Below are 18,856 nucleotides of genomic sequence, written 5' to 3'. Positions count from 1 at the left end.
ACGCAGGCCCTCGTCATCCTGTCCCGGAAATTAGCCAGAATTGCGTTCGCCCTGATGAAAAACCAAAGCGAATACATCAGTAACGGGGGCAAAAAACTTTGCCCCCAACCATAGAATCTCCCACAGGTACTGTGGTTTTCCTGTGGGAGCCGGCTTGCCGGCGATAGGGCCCTCACAGACACCCCAGCATGACCGCCCGTCGCACCACGGGCACCCTGCCATCCCCCGCCAGCCAAACGAATGACAGATCATCCGCACAGGAGCTACGCCATGATCCGCATTCGCCCGCTCACCCTTTGCCTCGCCCTGGCCCTGGGCCTTGGCAGCGCCAGCAGCTTCGCTGCATCCACCCCCTCCGACACCAACACCGATGCCTACCCCAAAGCCGACCAGCAAGGCGGCAAGACTGCCGGCGACGACAGCAGCGTCAACAGCCCTGGCAGCGGCAAAGCCAATGACAGCAGCGACAGCGGCAGCAATTCCGATGCCGCCGATGGTGCCGCAGGCGGCTCCAACAGCACCGGCGAGGCTACCGGCAGCGGCGCCGGCCACACCGGCGGCACCGCCGAAGACCAGGACAGCCGCTGACCGCCGACACCCCCTTGGCACCTTGCCCGAGGGGATGCCAGGCGTCAGCGCCAGTACTGCGCGTCATCGACAATGCGTTCGTGCCCGGCAAACAGCGCCGGCAGTTGCTCCTTCATGTAGTCGATCCAGGTGCGCACCTTGGCGTCCAGGTAATGGCGCGACGGGTAGATCGCATACAGCGCACTTTCCCTCAGCCGATACGGCGCCAGCAGGCGCCGCAGGCGGCCTTGCTCGATGGCCTGGCTGGCGGTGTAGAACGGCAGCAGGCCGATGCCCATGCCCAGTTCGCTGGCCTTGAGCATGGCGTCGGCGACGTTGGTCAAGAAGCTGTCTCGCGGGGCGATCACGCAGTGGTCCACGCCCTGCGGGAACACCCAGTCGCCCTCGTACATCGGGTACGCCATGCGCAGGCAGCGGTGTTCGTGCAGGTCTTCGGGGCGCTCTGGCACGCCGTGGGCCTGCAGGTAGCTGGGCGCCGCGCAGGGGATGCTGAAGATGGTGCCCAGCGGCACGGCGATCAGCTGCGAATCCGGCAAGGCTTCATCCACGGTGATGACCACGTCGTGGCCCTCGGCCAAGGGGTCGGGGTTGCGCTGCGACAGGGTCAGCTCGATCACCACGTCCGGGCACACCGCGTTGTAGCCGGCCACCAGCGGCATCAGCAGCATGCCCAGGCCATGCGGGCAATGCAGGCGCAGGCGCCCGCGCGGGGTGAGGTGGGCACCGCGGGCCTCGTCCATCGCTTCTTCGGTCAGCAGCATGATCTGCCGCGAGCGCTCGAGAAACCGCTCCCCCGCCTCGCTCATGCGCAGGCGCCGGGTGGTGCGGTGCAGCAGGCGGGTCTGCAGCTGGTTCTCCAGCTCCGCAACGATGCGCGATACCTGCGCGGCGGATATATCCAGGGCATTGGCGGCCGCGGCGAAACTGCCGCACTCCACTACCCGGGCGAAGGTTCGCATGGCGTGCAGCATGTCCATGGGCTTGGCTCCTTGTGCATTTCTTATTCGTGCGTTCCGGGCAGGAATCTATCACGAGTTAGCCCATTTATTGAGGATCACCAATGAATACATGATGAGTGAAACATCGAAAAAGGAGCCCCCATGAACACCCCCCGCTCGATTGCCGTGCTTGCCCTGACTACCCTGCTCGCCTCGTTCGGCGCCCTGGCCGACACGGCCGGCAACCAGCCGGTGGCCAACAGCGACACCTACGAATACGGCATGCCGCTGGACGTGGCCAAGGTCATTTCCATCACCCCGGCCAGCAACGCCGCCGACTGCCAGGTCGGCACCGCGCACATGGTCTATGTCGACCACCAGGGCCAGACCCGCGAAGTCGACTACCGCCAGATGGGCAACTGCTCGCAGCTGTAACTCAGGCCAGCACCTGGTTGATCCAGCCGATCTGCCGGGCGAAGTCGTCGCGTTTTGCCTGCGGGACGGCGTCACGCGCGCGCTCGAAGTTGGCCAGGGTCTGTTGTTTCTGGCGCAGCATGCGCTGCCACTTGGTGAGGAATGCCGGGCTCTTCTCGCGCATCAGCAGCGGGCCGAAGTACAGCTCTTCGGCGCTGTAGGCCGCCTCACCCGCTGCCGGCTCGGCCACGATGATCTCGTAGTCGAAACGGTTCTCGCGCAGCAACTCTTCACTCACGATGCGGTACCCGTTGGCCATCAGCCAGCCGCGCAGCTCGCGCTCGTCGCCGTTGGGGTTGAGGATCAGGCGCGGGTGGCCGCCCAGGTGCTGCTTGCCGCGCTCGAGAATCTCGCACATGGTCTTGCCACCCATGCCGCACAGGCTCACCGCCGTGATGCGGTCTTGCGCCTGGATCGCTGCCAGGCCGTCGGCCAGGCGCACGCTGATGCGCTGCTCCAGGCCGTTGCGGCGCACGTTGCGCTGGGCCGAGGCATACGGCGTCTGCGCCACTTCACCGGCCACGCCCGCCTCGATCACCCCACGCAGCGCCAGGGCCACCGGCAGGTAGCCGTGGTCCGAGCCGATGTCGGCCAGGCGCGCGCCCTGCGGCACATGGGCCGCCACACGCTCCAGGCGCATCGACAATGTCTGTTCGTTCAACTCAAACCCCTTCTTCACAATCGGCGCGATTCTGACCGCCGGGGCGCGCTATTACAACGTGCGCGGGCCAAACGGTGGCGCTGGCTCGACCGCTGCGCCGTGCTCGCGTAGGCTTGCGGCTTTCCTTCCGTTGCAAGGCAAACATTCCATGGCAAACCTCGTCTTCACCCCCGATTCCGACGCCGAGTCGATTTCCTCCGACGTCGCCGAGTTCAACGGCATTCTCGTCACCACGCAGATTCCCGCCGATATCGAGGCCGATATCGTGCAGCAGAGCGAAAGCACCCTGCAGGCATTGAAAGACGCCCTGGAAAAGGCCGGCAGCGGCATGGACCGGGTCATGCACCTGACCATCTACCTCACCGACATGGCCGACCGCGCCGCCTTCAACGAGGTGTACCAGCGCTTCTTCAGCAAGCCGTGGCCGGTGCGTGCCGCCGTGGGCGTGGCGGCGCTGGCCTACCCGCAGATGCGCGTGGAAGTGACCGCGATGGCCGCCAAAGGCTGATACAGGCCTTGAGCGCTGTGAGGTACCTGTGGGAGCCGGCTTGCCGGCGATGGGGCCTCAAAAGGCACCCCCAACCTCACTGGGTAAGCATGGCGTGCAGCATACGCGCCAGCAGTTGCGGGGTGTCCGGGTCGGTCAGGTAGCCAGGGCGCTCCAGCAGCATGGCCCGCGGCAGTGCCGACCAGGTCTGGTACACCAGGAACTCGGCCTTGGCCCGGTCCTTGACGCGGATTTCATCGGCAAAGCGCTGCATCAGCGCCGAGCTGGCGGTGGCGCTCCATATCTGCTTGGCCTTGACCACATCCAGGCGCACCAGCTCGTCGTAGTGGGTGGAGCGCACGCTGAACGCTGGGTCGTAGAGGGTTTTCTTGTGGTGCGCGGCGAGCACGGCGCGCAACGCCAGCAAGATGCCATCGAGCAGCGTGGTGCCAGCGGGTAGCGCCATGATGTCGGCGTACAACCCGCGCCGTGCCTCGCTGCGGTAATCGTCGAACACCGCCGCGATCAGCGATTCCATGGTCGGGAAATATTCGTAGATCGAGCTGATCGCCACCCCTGAATCTTCCGCCAGGCGCAGCGCGCTCAAGGCTTCGCGCCCTTCGCTCTCGAGAATTTGCCGGCCGGCCTGCTTGAGCGCCGTGACCAGCGCCACCGAGCGTGCCTGGCGCGGCTCCTTGCGCGGCTGCGCCGGGATCGCCACCTGCACGCCCGGCTTGTCTGCCTTGATCATCTGTCGTCTCTCCACAATGCTGCCCAGCGCCACCTTGGCAAACCGGCGGGCAGCACCCGGAGTATGCGATCAGTCGAGCAGCAGGGCCAGCTTGTCACGCACCCGGCCCGGGATCGGCACCGCGCGGTTGCTGGCACGCTCGACGTACACGTAGACCACGTGGGCCGCCGCCGCCGCCAGCGGCTCGTGGTTACGAAACAGCGCCAGCTCGTAACGCGCACTGCTGTTGCCCAGGTGGGCGATCTTCATGCCCACCTCGACCCGGTCGGGGAAACCCAGCGGCGCGAAGTAGCTGCAGCCGGAATTGACGATCAACCCGATCACCGGGCTGCTGGCGATGTCCAGGGTGCCCTGCTCGACCAGAAAGGTGGTGATCGCCGTTTCGCAGTAGCCGTAGTACGCCACGTTGTTCACATGCCCGTAGGCATCGTTGTCGCCAAAGCGCGTCGGCACCTGGGTGAAATGGCGGAAGGCCTCGCGGCTGGGCCGCGCCGGCTTGCTCACAGGATTTCCCTGTAGATCGCCCGCACATCGGCAAGATGCAGTTCACGCGGGTTGTTGCCCAGCAGGCGCTGCTGCTTGATCGCATCCTGGGCCAGCGCCTCGAGGTCGGCCTCGGCGATGCCCTGCTCGCTCAGCCGCGTGGCCAGGCCCAGCTCGCCGGCCAGGCCGCCCAGGTAGTCGGCCAGTGCCGTGGCCTTGTCAACCTCACTGCCACGCAACCCAGGCATCACGATATCGGCCAACTGCGCGTACAGCGGCGCCACCACCGGCAGGTTGAAACGCATCACCGGCCCCAGCACCAGCGCATTGGACAGCCCGTGGGGGATGTGGAAGCGGGCGCCGAGCGGATAGGCCAGTGCATGCACCGCCGCCACCGGGGCGTTGGCAAAGGCCATGCCGGCCAGGCAGGCGCCCAGCAGCATCTGCTCGCGGGCCTGCACGTCGTCACCCTGGCGGCAGGCCTGGAACAGGCTGCCAGCCAGCAACCGCAGCGCCTCGCGGGCCAGGCAGTCGGACAGCGGGTTCTTCAGATTGCGGGTGGTGAAGGCTTCGATGGCATGGACCATGGCATCGATCCCGGTCGCGGCCGTGACCGGGGCCGGCAGGCCGAGGGTGAGCTCGGCGTCGAGCACGGCCAGGTCGGGGAACAGCAAGGGCGAATAGACCACGTTCTTCTCGCCGCCGGCAGTGGTCACCACCGACACCGAGGTCACTTCCGAACCGGTGCCGGCCGTGGTCGGCAGCAGGATCAGCGGCAGGCGCGGCCCCTTGGCCTGGTTGATGCCATACACCTGGCTCAACGACTCGCCGCTGCAGGCCAACAGCGCAGCGAGCTTGGCGGCATCCAGCGAACTGCCACCGCCCACCCCGACCACGCAATCGGCACCACAGGCCCTGGCGGCCGCCACCGCCGCCAGGATCACCGGTTCCGGCGGGTCGGCCTGCACCTGGTCGAATACCTGCACGGCGATCCCCGCGCCTTGCAGCCCGGCGAGCAGCGCATCCAGCAACCGCGCCCCGACAACCCCCGCATCGGTCACCAGCAACACCGACTTGCACCCCTTGGCCCGCACATGCTCGGCAAGCCGTGCCGAAGCACCGCGCTCGATGATCAGTGAAGGCGTGGTCTGAAATAGCATTTTCAACATGAAAGCCTCTCGAATTGCGCTCGGAATGGGCCAGCTGCGCACTCATTGAAATGAGTGGGCGAGGCTCAGTCTAAGCCGGCTTTCGCCTTTGCCCGGCAGGCTGAAATCGAATCCGGAATGGCCTCCATCCAGCGTTCTTGATGTTCTTTTTTTTACTTTATTTTCAATGCGTTAGGCGTGCATCTCGACACCCGGAATCCGGAACAAATCGGCACTCGCCATTGCTATGTTTGGGCCGCACTTTCTCTCCGGCCCGGCCGGATCCCATGAGTCGAACAGCGAGCCCGAATATGCCCACTGCCCCCCTGTCGATAGAACAAAAAACCCAGCTGTTGCTGAACGATCCGGCAGCGTTGGTCAACTACTCCCAGCACGCCTGGAACCACCTGCCCCGCGCCGAGATCGACGCCTTGCAGCTCAGCGGCCTCAAGCAGCGCTTCGCCGCCCTGCGCCAGCGCATCCCGGTCCTGAAAAAGCTCGCCGATGCCCAGGGCGTGGAGCGCATCGACCAGCTCGACGACGTGGTACCGCTGCTGTTCGAGCACACCGTGTACAAGTCCTACCCGCCTTCGCTGCTGGAAAAACGCAGCTACGCGCAGATCAACAAATGGCTGGGCAAGCTGGTGACGCCCGAGGTCGCCGAGGCCATCGCGGCGGTCAACGTCAGCGACTGCCAAGGCCTGGACGACTGGTTCCAGACCATGGATGAAGGCGTGCCGCAGCTGCGCATCAGCCACACCTCGGGCACCTCCGGCACCTTGTCGTTCCTGCCCCAGGGCGTGCACGAATGGGACAAGTTCGCCCAGCTGCGCAAGATGGTGGTGTGGAACATGGACAACCCCGACACCCCGCAACCCAACCTGCACACCATCTACCCCTACTACCGCAAGGGCTACCTGAGCCATGTGCGGGTGCACGCGGCGATGATCCCGGCGCTGCTGCCGAGCGAATCGCACTTCCATGCCGCCTACCCCACCACCCTCAGCACCGACGTGCTGCACCTGGGCGCCAAGCTGCGCGCCGCGCAATCCAAAGGTACCCTCGACCGCCTGGTGATCAGCCCGCAGCTGCTGGAAAAGAAAAAGGCCTTCGACCAGTTGCAGGCCGAAATGCCCCAGCACCTGGCGGCCTTCTTCGACCGCATGGCAACCCAGCTCAAGGGCCAGCGGGTGTACATCGGCGCCACCTGGAACCTGCTGCACAGCATGGCCAAGGCGGGCCTTGAACGGGGCCTGGAAGGCGTGTTCCACCCCGATTCGTTCGTGCACACCGCCGGGGGCGGCAAGGGCGTGGTGCAGCCTGAGGGCTGGCGCGAGGACGTGCTGCGCTTCACCGGGGCGCGCACCTTGAACGAGTCCTACGCCATGTCCGAGGTGGTCGGCGGCGCCCATGCGCGCTGCGAGGCCGGCCATTTCCACTTCGCCCCCACGGTGATCCCCTTCCAGCTCGACCCCGACACCAGCAAGCCACTGCCGCGCCAGGGCCGCGTCACCGGGCGCGCGGCGTTCTTCGACCTGGGCGCCGAGTTCCGCTGGGGCGGCTTCATCACCGGCGACGAAATCACCGTGGAGTGGGACCAACCATGCAGTTGCGGCCGGCCGAGCCGCTACGTGGTCGGGCCGATCCAGCGCTACAGCGAGCTCAACGGCGGCGACGACAAGATCACCTGCGCGGCAACTGAAGACTCCCATCGCCAGGCGATGGACTTTCTCAACACCCTGGAGGGCTGAGCCCATGAACAAACCGATTGCACCGATGATCATCCGCGGCAAGGTCATCACCGACAACCTGATCGACGTGGGCGGGCGCGGTGGCGACCTGATCTTCCAGACCCCGGACGCGCACCAGTACCTCGACCAGCTGCCGCTGGGCAACCCGGCAAAGCTGGCCGACCTGTACAGCCTGAGCTTCGACGACATCCTCGACTACTGCGAGGCCCTGGGCGAACGCCTGGAGTTCGACCGCAACCCGTTCCTGCAGGAAGCCTGCGAGCTGTCGTACCTGACCGCCCCGGTGACCCCGAGCATGGTCAAGGGCAGCTACCTGGGCCTGCGCCACCTGCTCACCCGCGCCTCGGTCACCGAGCAGGTGGAGAACGCGGTGGGCATCAAGTACCTGGAAGGCTGGGTCAAGCAGCGCCTGCTCGATGGCACCGAACTGGACGTGCGCTGCTTCGGCGCGCGCACCCTGCACATCGTCGCCGGCAACGCCACCGGGCTGTCGCTGCTGACCATCCTGCGCAACATGGTGCTGCGCAGCGACGCGATCATCAAGGCGCCGTCCAACGACCCGTTCACCGCCCTGGCCATCGCCCGCACCATGGTCGACATGGCGCCCGACCACCCGCTGACCCGGCACCTGAGCGTGGCTTACTGGAAAGGCGGCGACCAGGCCTTCGAAGAGCGCCTGTACCAGCCGCAGAACCTGGAAAAGATCGTCGCCTGGGGCGGCTACAACGCCATGAAGCACGTGACCCGCTACGTGCAGCCGGGCCTGGAGCTGATTTCCCTGGACCCCAAGCGCAGCGCCAGCATCATCGGCAAGGCCGCCTTCGACAACGAAGCGAGCATGCGCGAGGCCGCCGTGCGCCTGGCCAGCGACATCGGCGCACTGAACCAGAAGGCCTGCGTATGCGCCCGGGTGATCTACGTGCAGAGCGGCACCGACGACGCCGGCCTTGCCAAGCTCAACACCTTTGGCCGCTACGTCTACGACGCCATGCAGACCCTGCCCAACACCTTGAGCACCGTGCCCAAGCGCTACGACCCGGCGCTCAAGGCCGAAGTCGACGCCCTGCGTCTGGAGGACGAGTGGTACCAGGTGATCGGCGGGCTGGATGGCGAAGGCGCGGTGATCTGCTCGCAGACCGCCGACGCCGTGTCGTTCGCCCCGCGCCTGGACGACCGCACCGCCAACCTGGTGCCGGTCGACACGCTGACCGAAATGCTCGACGCAGTGGACGCCTACACCCAGACCGTGGGCGTGTACCCGGAAAGCATCAAGGACGAGCTCAAGGACATCCTGCCGCTGTACGGCGCCCAGCGCATCGTTTCGCTGGGCTACGCGGCAGGCCTGAAATGGGCCGGCCCGCAAGACTCCATCGAGCCGCTGCGGCGCATGGGCAAGTGGATCGTCAACCAGATCGCCTCGCCCGAAACCTCCCCGGCGCCCTGGCTGCGCCCCTCGATCTGAATACCCTCCCCCGGCCCTTGCCGGGGGTTGTTCCTGGCCTTGCACAAGGATTCGACCATGACCACTTGCCTGGGCTATGCCGCCCACGACGCCCACTCGCCCCTGACCCCGTTTCGTTTCGAGCGGCGCGCGCTGCGCGCCGATGACGTGGCGATCGCCATCGCCTACTGCGGCGTCTGCCACTCCGACGCGCACCAGGTGCACAACGACTGGAACAACACGCTCTACCCCATCGTCCCCGGCCACGAGATCGTCGGCCACGTCACCGCCGTCGGCAGTGGCGTCAGCCGCTTCAAGGTCGGCGACCCGGTGGCGGTCGGCTGCCAAGTCGACAGCTGCATGCAGTGCGCGCCGTGCCACGACCACCAGGAGCAACTCTGCGCCCACGGGCCGACGCCGACCTACAACGGCAAGGACCGCCACACAGGCGATACCACCTACGGCGGCTACGCCGAGCACATCGTGGTGCGCGAGCAGTTCGTGCTGCGCATGCCCCGGCGCCTCGACCCGCGCTACGCCGCGCCGCTGCTGTGTGCCGGCATCACCGTGTGGAACCCGATGCGCCGCTACAACGTCGGCAAGGGCACGAAAATGGCGGTGGTGGGCCTTGGCGGGCTTGGCCACCTGGCGGTGAAGCTGGGCGTGGCGCTGGGCGCCGAGGTCACGGTGATCACCAGCTCGCCGGGCAAGGCCGAGGATGCCCGCGCGCTGGGCGCCAAGCATGTGCTGCTGTCGCGTGACAGCGCGGCCATGGCCGCGGCGGCCAATGCCTTTGCCTTCATCATCGACACCATCCCCAGCCGGCACGACGTCAACCCCTATCTGATGCTGCTCGGCCGCGAGGGGGTGATGGTGCTGGTGGGGGCGATCGAGCCGCTGGAGCCGATCCACGGCGGCTTGCTGATCCGCAACAACCGCACCCTGGCCGGCTCGCTGATCGGCGGCATCCAGGCGATCCAGGAGCTGCTGGCGTTCTGCGCCGAGCACCAGGTGCTGCCCAGCTGCGAGATGATCGCGATCCAGGACATCAACCAGGCCTTCGAACGCCTGCAGCACAATGACGTGAAGTACCGTTTCGTGATCGACATGACCAGCTTGCGTGAGCTGAACCAGTAACGCCCGGCTGATGCTGCGGCGCCCAGCGCCGCAGCACCGAGCACGCTTGATCACCCACAGGGAAGTCGCCCCACCATGCCCGTACATGCTCGCACTGCGGTTCTGGCCCATTACCTGGATGTCGCTCGCCACCTTAAGCTCAACGTCGCCTCGCTGCTTGGCGAGGTGGGCTTGAGCCCGGCCCTGCTCAGCGACCCCAGCCAACGCATACCGGCCAGCGCCAGCATCACCCTGCTGGAAAAATCGGCGCACCTGAGCGGTTGCGACACCCTCGGCCTGCGCATGGCCGAGCGGCGCGACCTGGCCGATTTCGGCGAGGTGAGCCTGCTGCTCAGCCACCAGCCCACCCTGCGCGATGCGCTGCAGGTGATCGTGGATTACCGCCTGCAGATCAACGAGTCGCTGGCGATCCACATCGAGCAAGTGGGCAGCACGGTGATCATCCGTGAAGAGCTGGTGACCGACCTGGGCACCCACAACCGCCAGTCCATCGAGCTTGCGATCGCCGTGCTGCACCGCTTCTGCGCCGCGCTGCTGGGCAGCCACTGGCAGCCGCTGAAGGTGTGCTTCGCCCATGACCCACCGGCCGACCTTGGCGTGCATCGGCGCATCTTCGGCTGCAAGGTCGAGTTCGGCTGCGAGTTCAACGGCCTGCTCTGCCCGGCCGCAAGCCTGGACGCGAGCATGCCCCTGGCCAATGCGGCCATGGCCCGGCATGCGCAGCGCTACATGGATTCGCTGCTGGGCAAGCACGACGCTTCGGTGGCGGGCGAAGTGCGCAAGGCCATCTACCTGCTGCTGCCCATGGGCCGCGCGACCCTGGCGCAGATCGCCCACAGCCAGGGCATGAACGTGCGTACCCTGCAGCGGCGCCTGGATGAAGAAGGGGTGAGCTTCAGCGCGCTGGTCGCCAGCGTGCGCCGCGACCTGGTGGTGCGCTACCTGAAGAACCCGGGTTATTCGCTGGGGCAGATCGCCGACATGCTTGGCTACTCGATGCCCAACTCGTTCACCCGCTGGTTCATTTCCCAGTTCGACATGCCGCCCGCCGCCTGGCGCAACGCCCAGCGAGGCGCCGGGCTGGCCGATGCCAGGTCATGACGATGCCGGCATCAGGGGCTTGGCCGCGGCCGGTTCGGCCTGGGCCCGCTGCACGCGGGCGATGTCGTCCAGGTAATGGCAGCGGATATAGAAGAACACCGCCGCGGCCGCGATGCTCATCATCGGCACCAGCTGGAACGCCCCGTGCAGGCCGATCACGTCGGAGACCCGGCCGGTGAGGAACGGCCCCGGCGCCAGGCCGACCATGTTGTTGACCAGGGTCAGCGCCGCGAACGCGGTGCCATGCACCTTGTAGTGGGTCAGGTTGGCGATGGTGGCGATGGTCGGGCCGTTGATGCCGGTGACCATGAGCATGGCCAGGCCGATCAGCGTCAGCTGCAGCGGCCCTGCGGCCTGGATCAGGGCCAGCGACATCAGCAGGCAGCTACCCAGGCAGAACACCATGGAGATCTCGATCTTGCGCAGTGCCGACTGCCGGCACAGGCGGTCGCTGAGCATGCCGCAGAGAATCGCCCCGGCGCCGCAGCACAGCACCATCACCCCCGCCAGCGCCCCGGCCTGGCCCTCGCCCATGGCGTAGTAGCGGTTGAAGTAGCTGGGCATCCACACGATCATGCTGCCGGCGACGAAGGTCTGCAGGCCGCTGGCCAGGTACGCCGCCAGCACCGAGCGGGTGCTGTACAAGGTGCGCAGCGGCTGGCGCACCGCTGCCTGGGCCTGGTTCGCCGCCGAGGCCAGGCGCTGCGGGGCGATCTTCGCTTCCTTGACCACCAGCGGGAACAGCGCCGCCAGCAGCAGGCCGAACAGCGCCATGCTGGCGAACGACCAGCGCCAGCCTAGTTTCGCCGCCACCACCCCACCGATGGAGATGCCCAGCACCGAGCCGAACATGGCCCCGGCCATGAACGCGCTGGCCAGGGTGGCGCGCATGCTGCGCGGGAACACCGACACCACCACGGCGATGCCGACACTGCCATAGGCCGCCTCGCCGACGCCGACCATGAAGCGGGCGAGCAGCATCTCCTGGTAGTTCTCGGCCAGGGCGCAGCCCAGGGTGGCCAGGCTCCACAGCAGCGCCATCAACGTCAGGCTTTTGACCCGGCCGAAGCGGTCGGCGAGCATCGACAAGGGGATGGTCAAAAGGCCCACCATCAACGCGACGATGCCGCTGAGCAGCCCCAGCTGGCCGTCGCTCAGGGCCCATTCGCCCTTGAGGATGGGGAACACGGCGTTGAGCACCTGGCGCGACATGTAGTCGGAAATCAGCAGGCCGAAGGTCAGGGCGAACACGGCCCAGGCGTAGCGGCGCGGGATGCCGATTGAAGTGTCGATTTCGTCGTGGGTGGTTTTGGGGTGAAAGGCCACGGTGGCTCCTTGGAAGTCTGGCTTCAGCTGTTTTTGTTGTTATCGGTAATACCTCGGACACACGCCCGCTGTAGGAGCGGCCTTGTGTCGCGAAAGGGCTGCGGAGCAGCCCCGGGATTTCTGCAGCACCGCAATAATTGCCGGGTCCGCTTCGCGGCCCTTTCGCGACACAAGGCCGCTCCTACAATTCACGTGCGCTGCGGCACCCCCTTCTGCCCCGGCCGGCGATTCGGCGCCATGCCATTGGCCTGCAGCGTCTCTTCGACGGACCCGTACTGCTCACCAATCCGGTAGATGCCCCGCGCCTCCTTGCCACTGGCGATCTCACGCCCCAACTCGTGGGCGATGCGCACCGTCTGGCGCACCTGCTCCACCGACGAAAAGCGCTTGCCATGTTGGTCGATGAGGGTGTCCTCATTGCCCAGCCGCGGGTGCAGGCCCATGGCCAGGGCGATGGTGTTCAGCGGCAGCACGTTCCTGAGCAGCGATTCGGCGGTGAGCGTACACCGGTCCGGCACACGGTTGACGAAGTTCATCAAGTTCATCGGGTTGGGGCCATCGAAGCCGCCGCCGATGCCGATCCAGGTCAGGTTCAGCGGGCCTTTGTAGATGCCTTTGCGCACCAGGCGCTCGAGGGTTTCATAGGCGTGGATGCCGGTGAGCTGGAAGTGCGGCTGGATGCCGCTGGCCTGCAGGCGCTTGAGGTGCTCGGCGACCCAGCCTGGGCCGGCGGGCACGGTCATTTCGCTGTAGGCGGCGTGGGTGGCCGGATCGAGCAGCGAGGTGCCTTCGATGCCATCGGCGTACAGCAGCTCGGTGATGTTCATCTGGATGGTGTTGATGGCTACCGTCACCTGGTCAGGCTTGGGCATCAGCTCGGCCAGCATGTGCCGGGTGTCGTCGGACAGCCACAGCGCCTCGGCGCCCTCGCCTTCCGGGGCGAAGGAGATCGAGCCGCCGACCTGGATGATCATGTCCGGCACCGCTTCGCGCACCCCGGCGATCAGCTCGTTGAACTTGGACAGGCGCTTGGAGCCCTTGCCATCGAGCTCGCGCACGTGCAGGTGAAGCACCGTGGCGCCGGCTTCATAGCAGTCCACGGCGGCCTGCACGTGCTGGTCCATGGTCAGCGGGATGTCTTCGGGGAAGTCGTCGGGCATCCACTGGGGCGCATAGGGGGCGACCGTGATCACCACTTTCTCCATGGTGTCCGGGTGCAGGGAATCGTCGAAAAACTGCATGGGCATCTCCTTGATTGGCGTTGCCTGCCAGCGGGTGGCATGGCGCTCAAGCCAATGTATGCCCAGGGCGCGGCGGCTGCGTCGCATCGCGCGACAACGCCAGCACATTTGATGACAGGCCCACGCCAGCGGCCATGGCCCCGCCTCCCGGCAGCTAAAGGTGCCAGCCAGGCATTTCACCGCTACAATGCCGCCCTAAACCGTGACAGCCCGAACCTATAACGACATGTCCCTTCCAAAGAATCACCTGGAACTGCTCAGCCCTGCCCGTGACGTGGCCATCGCCCGCGAAGCGATCCTGCACGGCGCCGACGCCATCTACATCGGTGGCCCGAGCTTCGGCGCGCGCCACAACGCCTGCAACGAGGTGGGCGAAATCGCCGAACTGGTCGAGTTCGCCCGGCGCTACCATGCGCGGGTGTTCACCACCATCAACACCATCCTCCACGACAACGAGCTGGAGCCGGCGCGCAAGCTGATCCACCAGCTCTACGACGCAGGCGTCGATGCGCTGATCGTGCAGGACCTGGGGGTGATGGAGCTGGATATCCCGCCCATCGAGCTGCACGCCAGCACCCAGACCGACATCCGCACCCTGGAGCGGGCCAAGTTCCTCGACCAGGCCGGCTTCTCCCAGCTGGTGCTGGCGCGCGAGCTGAACCTGCAGCAGATTCGCGCCATCGCCGCCGAAACCGACGCGGCCATCGAGTTCTTCATCCACGGTGCGCTGTGCGTGGCCTTCTCCGGCCAGTGCAACATCTCCCACGCCCAGACCGGGCGCAGCGCCAACCGTGGCGACTGCTCCCAGGCCTGCCGCCTGCCGTACACCCTCAAGGACGACCAGGGCCGCGTGGTGGCGTTCGAGAAGCACCTGCTGTCGATGAAGGACAACAACCAGACCGCCAACCTCAGCGACCTGGTCGACGCCGGCGTGCGCTCGTTCAAGATCGAGGGCCGCTACAAGGACATGGGCTATGTGAAGAACATCACCGCCCACTACCGCAAAGAGCTCGACGCCATCCTCGAAGGCCGCCCGGACCTGGCCCGCGCCTCCAGCGGCCGTACCGAGCACTTCTTCCTGCCCGACCCGGACAAGACCTTCCACCGCGGCAGCACCGACTACTTCGTCACCGACCGCAAGGTCGACATCGGCGCCTTCGACTCGCCAACCTTCACCGGGCTGCCGGTGGGTGTGGTGGAAAAGGTCGGCAAGCGTGACATGCAGGTGGTCACCGAGGTGCCACTGACCAACGGCGATGGCCTCAACGTGCTGGTCAAGCGCGAAGTGGTGGGCTTCCGGGCCAACATCGCCGAGCCGCGTGGCGAGTTCGAGGAAGACGGCCAGAAGCGCTACCGCTACCGGGTCGAGCCCAACGAGATGCCCGAAGGCCTGCACAAGCTGCGCCCCAACCATCCGCTGTCGCGCAACCTCGACCACAACTGGCAGCAAGCGCTGCAGCGCACCTCGGCCGAGCGCCGGGTGGGCGTGGAGTGGCATGCGGTGCTGACCGAACAACGGCTGATGCTCAGCGTGTGCAGCGAGGAAGGGGTGAGCGTGCAGGTGGCACTGGACGGCCCGTTCGGCGCCGCCAACAAGCCGCAGCAGGCGCTGGACCAGTTGCATGACCTGCTCGGCCAGCTGGGTACCACGATGTACCACGCCAACGCCATCGTGCTGGACGCGCCGCAGGCGTACTTCATCCCCAACTCGCAGCTCAAGGCCCTGCGCCGCGAAGCCATCGAGGCGCTGACCGAAGCGCGCATCAAGGCCCACCCGCGCGGTGCGCGCAAGGCCGAGACCACGCCGGCGCCGGTGTACCCCGAGTCGCACCTGTCGTTCCTGGCCAACGTCTACAACCATAAGGCCCGCGACTTCTACCACCGCCATGGCGTGCAGTTGATCGATGCGGCCTACGAGGCCCACGAGGAACACGGCGAAGTGCCGGTGATGATCACCAAGCACTGCCTGCGTTTTTCCTTCAACCTGTGCCCGAAACAGGCCAAGGGCGTGACCGGCGTGCGCACCAAGGTGGCGCCGATGCAGCTGATCCAGGGCGATGAGGTGCTGACCCTGAAGTTCGACTGCAAGCCGTGCGAGATGCATGTGATCGGCAAGATGAAGGGCCACATCATCGACCTGCCGACGCCGGGCAGCGCGGTGGCGCAGGTGGTGGGGCACATCAGCCCGGAAGACCTGCTCAAGACCATCCCGCGCGCGCCGCATTGAGGGTAGGCTTGTAGGAGCGGCCTTGTGTCGCGAAAGGGCCGCAGCGCGGCCCCCTGGATGAAGCAGTGCTGCACAAATCCGGGGGCTGCTTTGCAGCCCTTTCGCGACACAAGGCCGCTCCTACAGCGATAGGGCCGCAACGCGGCCCCTTTTACGGCCTCAGAGAATCCCCAGCCCGCGCGCAGTGCGGTCCACAGCGATGCGGGTCTTCTCCACCAGCTCATCCAGCTCGCTGCGCGTGGCCACCAGCGCCGGCGCCATGATCATCCGCCCCAGGGTCGAACGAATGATCACCCCCTCCTCGAAGCCATAGGTGCGGCACTGCCACGCCAGGTCGTTCTCGTTGGCATACCGCTTGCGGCTGCCCTTGTCTTCGGCGAACTGCAGCGCCGCCACCAGCCCCGCGCCCTGCACCTGGCCGATCAACGGGTGATTGGCGAACGTCTCGCGCAGGATGCGCTGCAGGTACGGCCCGGTGTCGTCCTTGACCTGGCGCACGATGCCCTCGTCACGCAGCGCCTTGAGGTTGGCAATGGCCACCGCCGCCGCCACCGGGTGGCCGGAATAGGTCAGGCCGTGGGCGAACACGCCACCGCGCTCCACCAGCGCCTCGGCGATGCGCTTGCTCAGCACCAGGCCGCCCATCGGCACGTAGCCCGAGGTCAGGCCCTTGGCGATCGACAGGGTGTCGGGCTCGAAGCCGAAGTACTCGTGGGCGAACCATTCGCCGGTGCGGCCAAAGCCACCGATCACTTCGTCGGCGCACAGCAGCACGTCGTACTGGCGGCAGATGCGCTGGATTTCCGGCCAGTAGCTCTCTGGCGGGAAGATCATGCCGCCCGCGCCCTGGAACGGCTCGGCAACGAAGCCTGCGACGTTCTCGGCCCCCAGCTCGAGGATCTTCTCTTCCAGCTGTAGTGCGCAGCGGCGGCCGAATTCGGCCGGGCTCAGCTCACCGCCCTCGGCGTACCAGTACGGCTCGTCGATGTGGGCAACGTCGGGGATCATCCCGCCCATTTCGTGCATGAACTTCATGCCGCCCAGGGCCGTGGCGGCCAGGGTCGAGCCGTGGTAGCCGTTCCAGCGGCCGATCATGATCTTCTTGCTCGGCTGCCCGACCACCTGCCAATAGCGGCGCACGGTGCGGATCAGCACCTCGTTGGCCTCGGAACCGGAGTTGGTGTAGATGGCGTGGCTGTAGTGGCCCGGCAGCAGGCTGAACAGCAGCTCGGACAGCTCGATCACCGCCGGGTGGGTGGTGTGGAAGAACATGTTGTAGTAGGCCAGCTGGTCCATCTGCGCGGCAGCGGCGGCGGTCAGGTCCTTGCGCCCGTAACCGAGCTGGGTGCACCAAAGGCCAGACATGCCGTCCAGGTAGCGGCGCCCGTCGTTGTCCCACAGGTACAGGCCTTCACCGCGGGTGATGACGCGCGGGCCTTCGGCGTTGAGCGCCTTCTGGTCGAGGAAGGCGTGGATGTGGTGGGCGGCATCGCTGGCCTGGTAATCGCGGGTGTCGCGTTGCGGCTGGAAAGGTGCGTTCATGGTCGTTCTCCGTGATGTCGGTCAGCGCAGCTGGAACCAGGTGGTCTTGAGTTGGGTGTACTTGTCGAAAGCATGCAGCGACAGGTCGCGGCCAAAGCCGGACTGGCGGCCGCCGCCGAAGGGCACGGCCACGTCCAGGGCATCGACCGTGTTCACCGACACGGTGCCGGCCTTGAGCTGGCGGGCCACGCGGTGGGCGCGGTTGAGGTCATCGCTCCACACCGAGGCGGCCAGGCCATAGACGCTGTCGTTGGCCAGGCGCACGGCCTGGGCTTCGTCGTCGAAGGCGGTGATCGCCAGCACCGGGCCGAAGATTTCCTCGCGGGCCAGGGCCGAGTCCGGGCGCACGTCGCTGAACACGGTCGGGGCGATGAAGTTGTCCGAGCCGTTGAAGCTCAGGCGCTGGCCGCCGCACAGCAGGCGCGCGCCCTCGCCCTGGCCCTGCTCGATGGCGGCCATGATGCGGGCGCTCTGGGCGCTGTCGACGATGGCGCCGGCGCGGCTGGCCGGGTCCAGCGGGTCGCCCGGCAGCCAGTTGCGGGCCTTGGCCAGCAGGCGCTCGACGAACTCGTCGTGGATCGAACGCTGCACATACAGCCGCGAGTTGGCCGAGCACACTTCGCCCTGGTTGAAGAAGATGCCGAAGGCGGCCTTCTCGGCGGCCAGGTCCAGGTCCTGGCAGTCGTCGAACACCAGGTTCGGGCTCTTGCCGCCGCATTCCAGCCACACCTGCTTGAGGTTGGACTGGGCCGAGTACTGCATGAAGTACTTGCCCACCTGGGTGGAGCCGGTAAACACCAGGCAGTCCACATCCGGGTGCAGGCCCAGGGCGCGGCCGGCGCTTTCGCCAAGGCCCGGCACCACGTTCAGCACGCCTTCCGGCAAGCCGGCTTCGAGGGCCAGTTGGGCCAGGCGCAAGGCCGAGAACGGCGACTGCTCGGCGGGCTTGAGCACCACGCTGTTGCCGGCGGCCAGGGCCGGGGCGACTTTCCAGGCGGCCATGTCCAGCGGGAAGTTCCAGGGCACCACGGCGCCGATCACGCCCAGCGCTTCACGGGTGATGGTGGCCAGGGCGTTGGCTGCGGTGGGGGCGACCTGGTCGTAGACCTTGTCCAGCGCCTCGCCGTACCAGGTGAACACGTTGGCGGCGCCCGGCACATCGATGTTGTAGGCGTCCATCACCGGCTTGCCCATGTTCAGCGAGTCGAGCAGGGCCAGCTCCTCGCGGTGGGCCATCATCAGCTCGGCCAGGCGCAGCAGCACCTGCTTGCGTGCCGAGGGCGCCATGCGCGCCCAGGGGCCTTGTTCGAAGGCGCGACGCGCCGAGCGCACGGCCTGGTCGATTTCCGCCTCGCCGCAGGCGGCCACCTGGGCCAGCAGCTGCTGGGTGGCCGGGTTGATGGCGGCAAAGGTTTGCCCGGAGCGCGCCGACAGCGGGCGGCCGTCGATCAGCGCCGAGGTGATGAAGCTTTGCCCAGCAGCGCGCTGCTGCCAATCGCTTTTCGTATGCACGCAGGTCTCCCTTGCGGCCGCACGGGCGGCCGGTTTTGTCGTTCGTAT

17 protein-coding genes and 1 pseudogene are annotated in these 18,856 nt (G+C 66.6%); 9 read left to right on the top strand and 9 right to left on the bottom strand.

Going from position 1 to position 18,856, the window contains the following annotated elements; all coding sequences use genetic code 11:
• Together L6D75_RS20490 and L6D75_RS20485 are read left to right on the top strand one after the other, a co-directional pair.
• Positions 1–114: pseudogene (locus L6D75_RS20490) on the top strand (IS110 family transposase); the annotation flags it as partial.
• Positions 115–270: 156 nt separating this feature from the next.
• Positions 271–588, top strand: a complete 318-nt coding sequence (locus L6D75_RS20485; RefSeq protein WP_176510955.1) for a hypothetical protein — start codon at positions 271–273, stop codon at positions 586–588.
• 44 nt (positions 589–632) lie between these two features.
• Here L6D75_RS20485 and L6D75_RS20480 read toward each other — a convergent pair whose 3' ends face one another.
• Positions 633–1,565, bottom strand: a complete 933-nt coding sequence (locus L6D75_RS20480) for a LysR family transcriptional regulator (RefSeq protein ID WP_176510956.1) — start codon at positions 1,563–1,565, stop codon at positions 633–635.
• A gap of 123 nt (positions 1,566–1,688) precedes the next feature.
• On the opposite strand from L6D75_RS20480, the gene L6D75_RS20475 reads away from it, so the two are divergent.
• Positions 1,689–1,961: a DUF2790 domain-containing protein gene (locus L6D75_RS20475; RefSeq protein ID WP_176510957.1), complete on the top strand. Its 273-nt coding sequence runs from the start codon at positions 1,689–1,691 to the stop codon at positions 1,959–1,961.
• Between the two features lies 1 nt (position 1,962).
• Here the strand turns inward: L6D75_RS20475 and L6D75_RS20470 are convergent, their stop codons facing one another.
• On the bottom strand, positions 1,963–2,661 hold the full coding sequence (locus L6D75_RS20470) for a tRNA (adenine(22)-N(1))-methyltransferase (RefSeq protein ID WP_176510958.1): 699 nt from the start codon (positions 2,659–2,661) through the stop codon (positions 1,963–1,965).
• Positions 2,662–2,809: 148 nt separating this feature from the next.
• On the opposite strand from L6D75_RS20470, the gene L6D75_RS20465 reads away from it, so the two are divergent.
• Positions 2,810–3,169 (top strand): RidA family protein, encoded by a 360-nt coding sequence (locus L6D75_RS20465; protein ID WP_176510959.1) that lies wholly within the window; start codon positions 2,810–2,812, stop codon positions 3,167–3,169.
• A gap of 76 nt (positions 3,170–3,245) precedes the next feature.
• Here the strand turns inward: L6D75_RS20465 and L6D75_RS20460 are convergent, their stop codons facing one another.
• From L6D75_RS20460 to L6D75_RS20450, 3 genes are all read right to left on the bottom strand, one after another.
• Complete coding sequence (locus tag L6D75_RS20460) at positions 3,246–3,899, bottom strand: TetR/AcrR family transcriptional regulator (RefSeq protein ID WP_176510960.1); 654 nt, start codon at positions 3,897–3,899, stop codon at positions 3,246–3,248.
• Positions 3,900–3,968: 69 nt separating this feature from the next.
• A complete protein-coding gene (locus L6D75_RS20455; RefSeq protein WP_176510961.1) occupies positions 3,969–4,403 on the bottom strand; it encodes an acyl-CoA thioesterase in 435 nt (144 codons plus the stop codon).
• Entirely contained in the window at positions 4,400–5,551 is a 1,152-nt protein-coding gene (locus L6D75_RS20450) for an iron-containing alcohol dehydrogenase (protein WP_176510962.1), read from the bottom strand. Before L6D75_RS20450 ends, L6D75_RS20455 begins: the two co-directional genes overlap by 4 nt.
• Before the next feature lie 290 nt (positions 5,552–5,841).
• Between L6D75_RS20450 and L6D75_RS20445 the strand changes: the two genes are divergently transcribed.
• The 4 genes from L6D75_RS20445 to L6D75_RS20430 all read left to right on the top strand — a co-directional run bounded on the left by L6D75_RS20445 (position 5,842) and on the right by L6D75_RS20430 (position 10,960).
• Entirely contained in the window at positions 5,842–7,281 is a 1,440-nt protein-coding gene (locus tag L6D75_RS20445; RefSeq protein ID WP_176510963.1) for a phenylacetate--CoA ligase family protein, read from the top strand.
• 4 nt (positions 7,282–7,285) lie between these two features.
• Positions 7,286–8,743, top strand: a complete 1,458-nt coding sequence (locus L6D75_RS20440; protein ID WP_176510964.1) for an acyl-CoA reductase — start codon at positions 7,286–7,288, stop codon at positions 8,741–8,743.
• Between the two features lie 57 nt (positions 8,744–8,800).
• A complete protein-coding gene (locus L6D75_RS20435) occupies positions 8,801–9,859 on the top strand; it encodes an NAD(P)-dependent alcohol dehydrogenase (RefSeq protein WP_176510965.1) in 1,059 nt (352 codons plus the stop codon).
• A 75-nt stretch (positions 9,860–9,934) separates the two neighbouring features.
• Positions 9,935–10,960, top strand: coding sequence for an AraC family transcriptional regulator (locus L6D75_RS20430; protein ID WP_176510966.1), 1,026 nt, complete (start codon positions 9,935–9,937; stop codon positions 10,958–10,960).
• Here the strand turns inward: L6D75_RS20430 and L6D75_RS20425 are convergent.
• On the bottom strand, positions 10,955–12,286 hold the full coding sequence (locus L6D75_RS20425) for an MFS transporter (RefSeq protein ID WP_176510967.1): 1,332 nt from the start codon (positions 12,284–12,286) through the stop codon (positions 10,955–10,957). The genes L6D75_RS20430 and L6D75_RS20425 overlap by 6 nt on opposite strands.
• Before the next feature lie 188 nt (positions 12,287–12,474).
• Entirely contained in the window at positions 12,475–13,527 is a 1,053-nt protein-coding gene (locus L6D75_RS20420) for a beta-keto acid cleavage family enzyme (RefSeq protein ID WP_176510968.1), read from the bottom strand.
• Between the two features lie 226 nt (positions 13,528–13,753).
• On the opposite strand from L6D75_RS20420, the gene L6D75_RS20415 reads away from it, so the two are divergent.
• Entirely contained in the window at positions 13,754–15,754 is a 2,001-nt protein-coding gene (locus L6D75_RS20415) for a peptidase U32 family protein (RefSeq protein WP_176510969.1), read from the top strand.
• Positions 15,755–15,913: 159 nt separating this feature from the next.
• Here L6D75_RS20415 and L6D75_RS20410 read toward each other — a convergent pair whose 3' ends face one another.
• Both L6D75_RS20410 and L6D75_RS20405 read right to left on the bottom strand, forming a co-directional pair.
• Complete coding sequence (locus L6D75_RS20410; RefSeq protein ID WP_176510970.1) at positions 15,914–17,296, bottom strand: aspartate aminotransferase family protein; 1,383 nt, start codon at positions 17,294–17,296, stop codon at positions 15,914–15,916.
• Positions 17,297–17,317: 21 nt separating this feature from the next.
• Positions 17,318–18,808, bottom strand: coding sequence for an aldehyde dehydrogenase (locus L6D75_RS20405; RefSeq protein ID WP_176510971.1), 1,491 nt, complete (start codon positions 18,806–18,808; stop codon positions 17,318–17,320).
• Between the last annotated feature and the right edge of the window lie 48 nt (positions 18,809–18,856).

This window comes from Pseudomonas faucium, assembly GCF_021602585.1.
GTDB lineage: Bacteria > Pseudomonadota > Gammaproteobacteria > Pseudomonadales > Pseudomonadaceae > Aquipseudomonas > Aquipseudomonas faucium.
This window is presented reverse-complemented; position numbering and strand designations above follow the sequence as displayed.

Bases quoted from the DNA above. Each gene is read 5' to 3' on its own strand.
- L6D75_RS20485 (WP_176510955.1), top strand. From the start codon at position 271: ATGATCCGCATTCGCCCGCTCACCCTTTGCCTCGCCCTGGCCCTGGGC.
- L6D75_RS20480 (WP_176510956.1), bottom strand. From the start codon at position 1,565: ATGGACATGCTGCACGCCATGCGAACCTTCGCCCGGGTAGTGGAGTGC.
- L6D75_RS20475 (WP_176510957.1), top strand. From the start codon at position 1,689: ATGAACACCCCCCGCTCGATTGCCGTGCTTGCCCTGACTACCCTGCTC.
- L6D75_RS20465 (WP_176510959.1), top strand. From the start codon at position 2,810: ATGGCAAACCTCGTCTTCACCCCCGATTCCGACGCCGAGTCGATTTCC.
- L6D75_RS20460 (WP_176510960.1), bottom strand. From the start codon at position 3,899: ATGATCAAGGCAGACAAGCCGGGCGTGCAGGTGGCGATCCCGGCGCAG.
- L6D75_RS20450 (WP_176510962.1), bottom strand. From the start codon at position 5,551: ATGTTGAAAATGCTATTTCAGACCACGCCTTCACTGATCATCGAGCGC.
- L6D75_RS20445 (WP_176510963.1), top strand. From the start codon at position 5,842: ATGCCCACTGCCCCCCTGTCGATAGAACAAAAAACCCAGCTGTTGCTG.
- L6D75_RS20440 (WP_176510964.1), top strand. From the start codon at position 7,286: ATGAACAAACCGATTGCACCGATGATCATCCGCGGCAAGGTCATCACC.
- L6D75_RS20435 (WP_176510965.1), top strand. From the start codon at position 8,801: ATGACCACTTGCCTGGGCTATGCCGCCCACGACGCCCACTCGCCCCTG.
- L6D75_RS20430 (WP_176510966.1), top strand. From the start codon at position 9,935: ATGCCCGTACATGCTCGCACTGCGGTTCTGGCCCATTACCTGGATGTC.
- L6D75_RS20420 (WP_176510968.1), bottom strand. From the start codon at position 13,527: ATGCAGTTTTTCGACGATTCCCTGCACCCGGACACCATGGAGAAAGTG.
- L6D75_RS20415 (WP_176510969.1), top strand. From the start codon at position 13,754: ATGTCCCTTCCAAAGAATCACCTGGAACTGCTCAGCCCTGCCCGTGAC.
- L6D75_RS20410 (WP_176510970.1), bottom strand. From the start codon at position 17,296: ATGAACGCACCTTTCCAGCCGCAACGCGACACCCGCGATTACCAGGCC.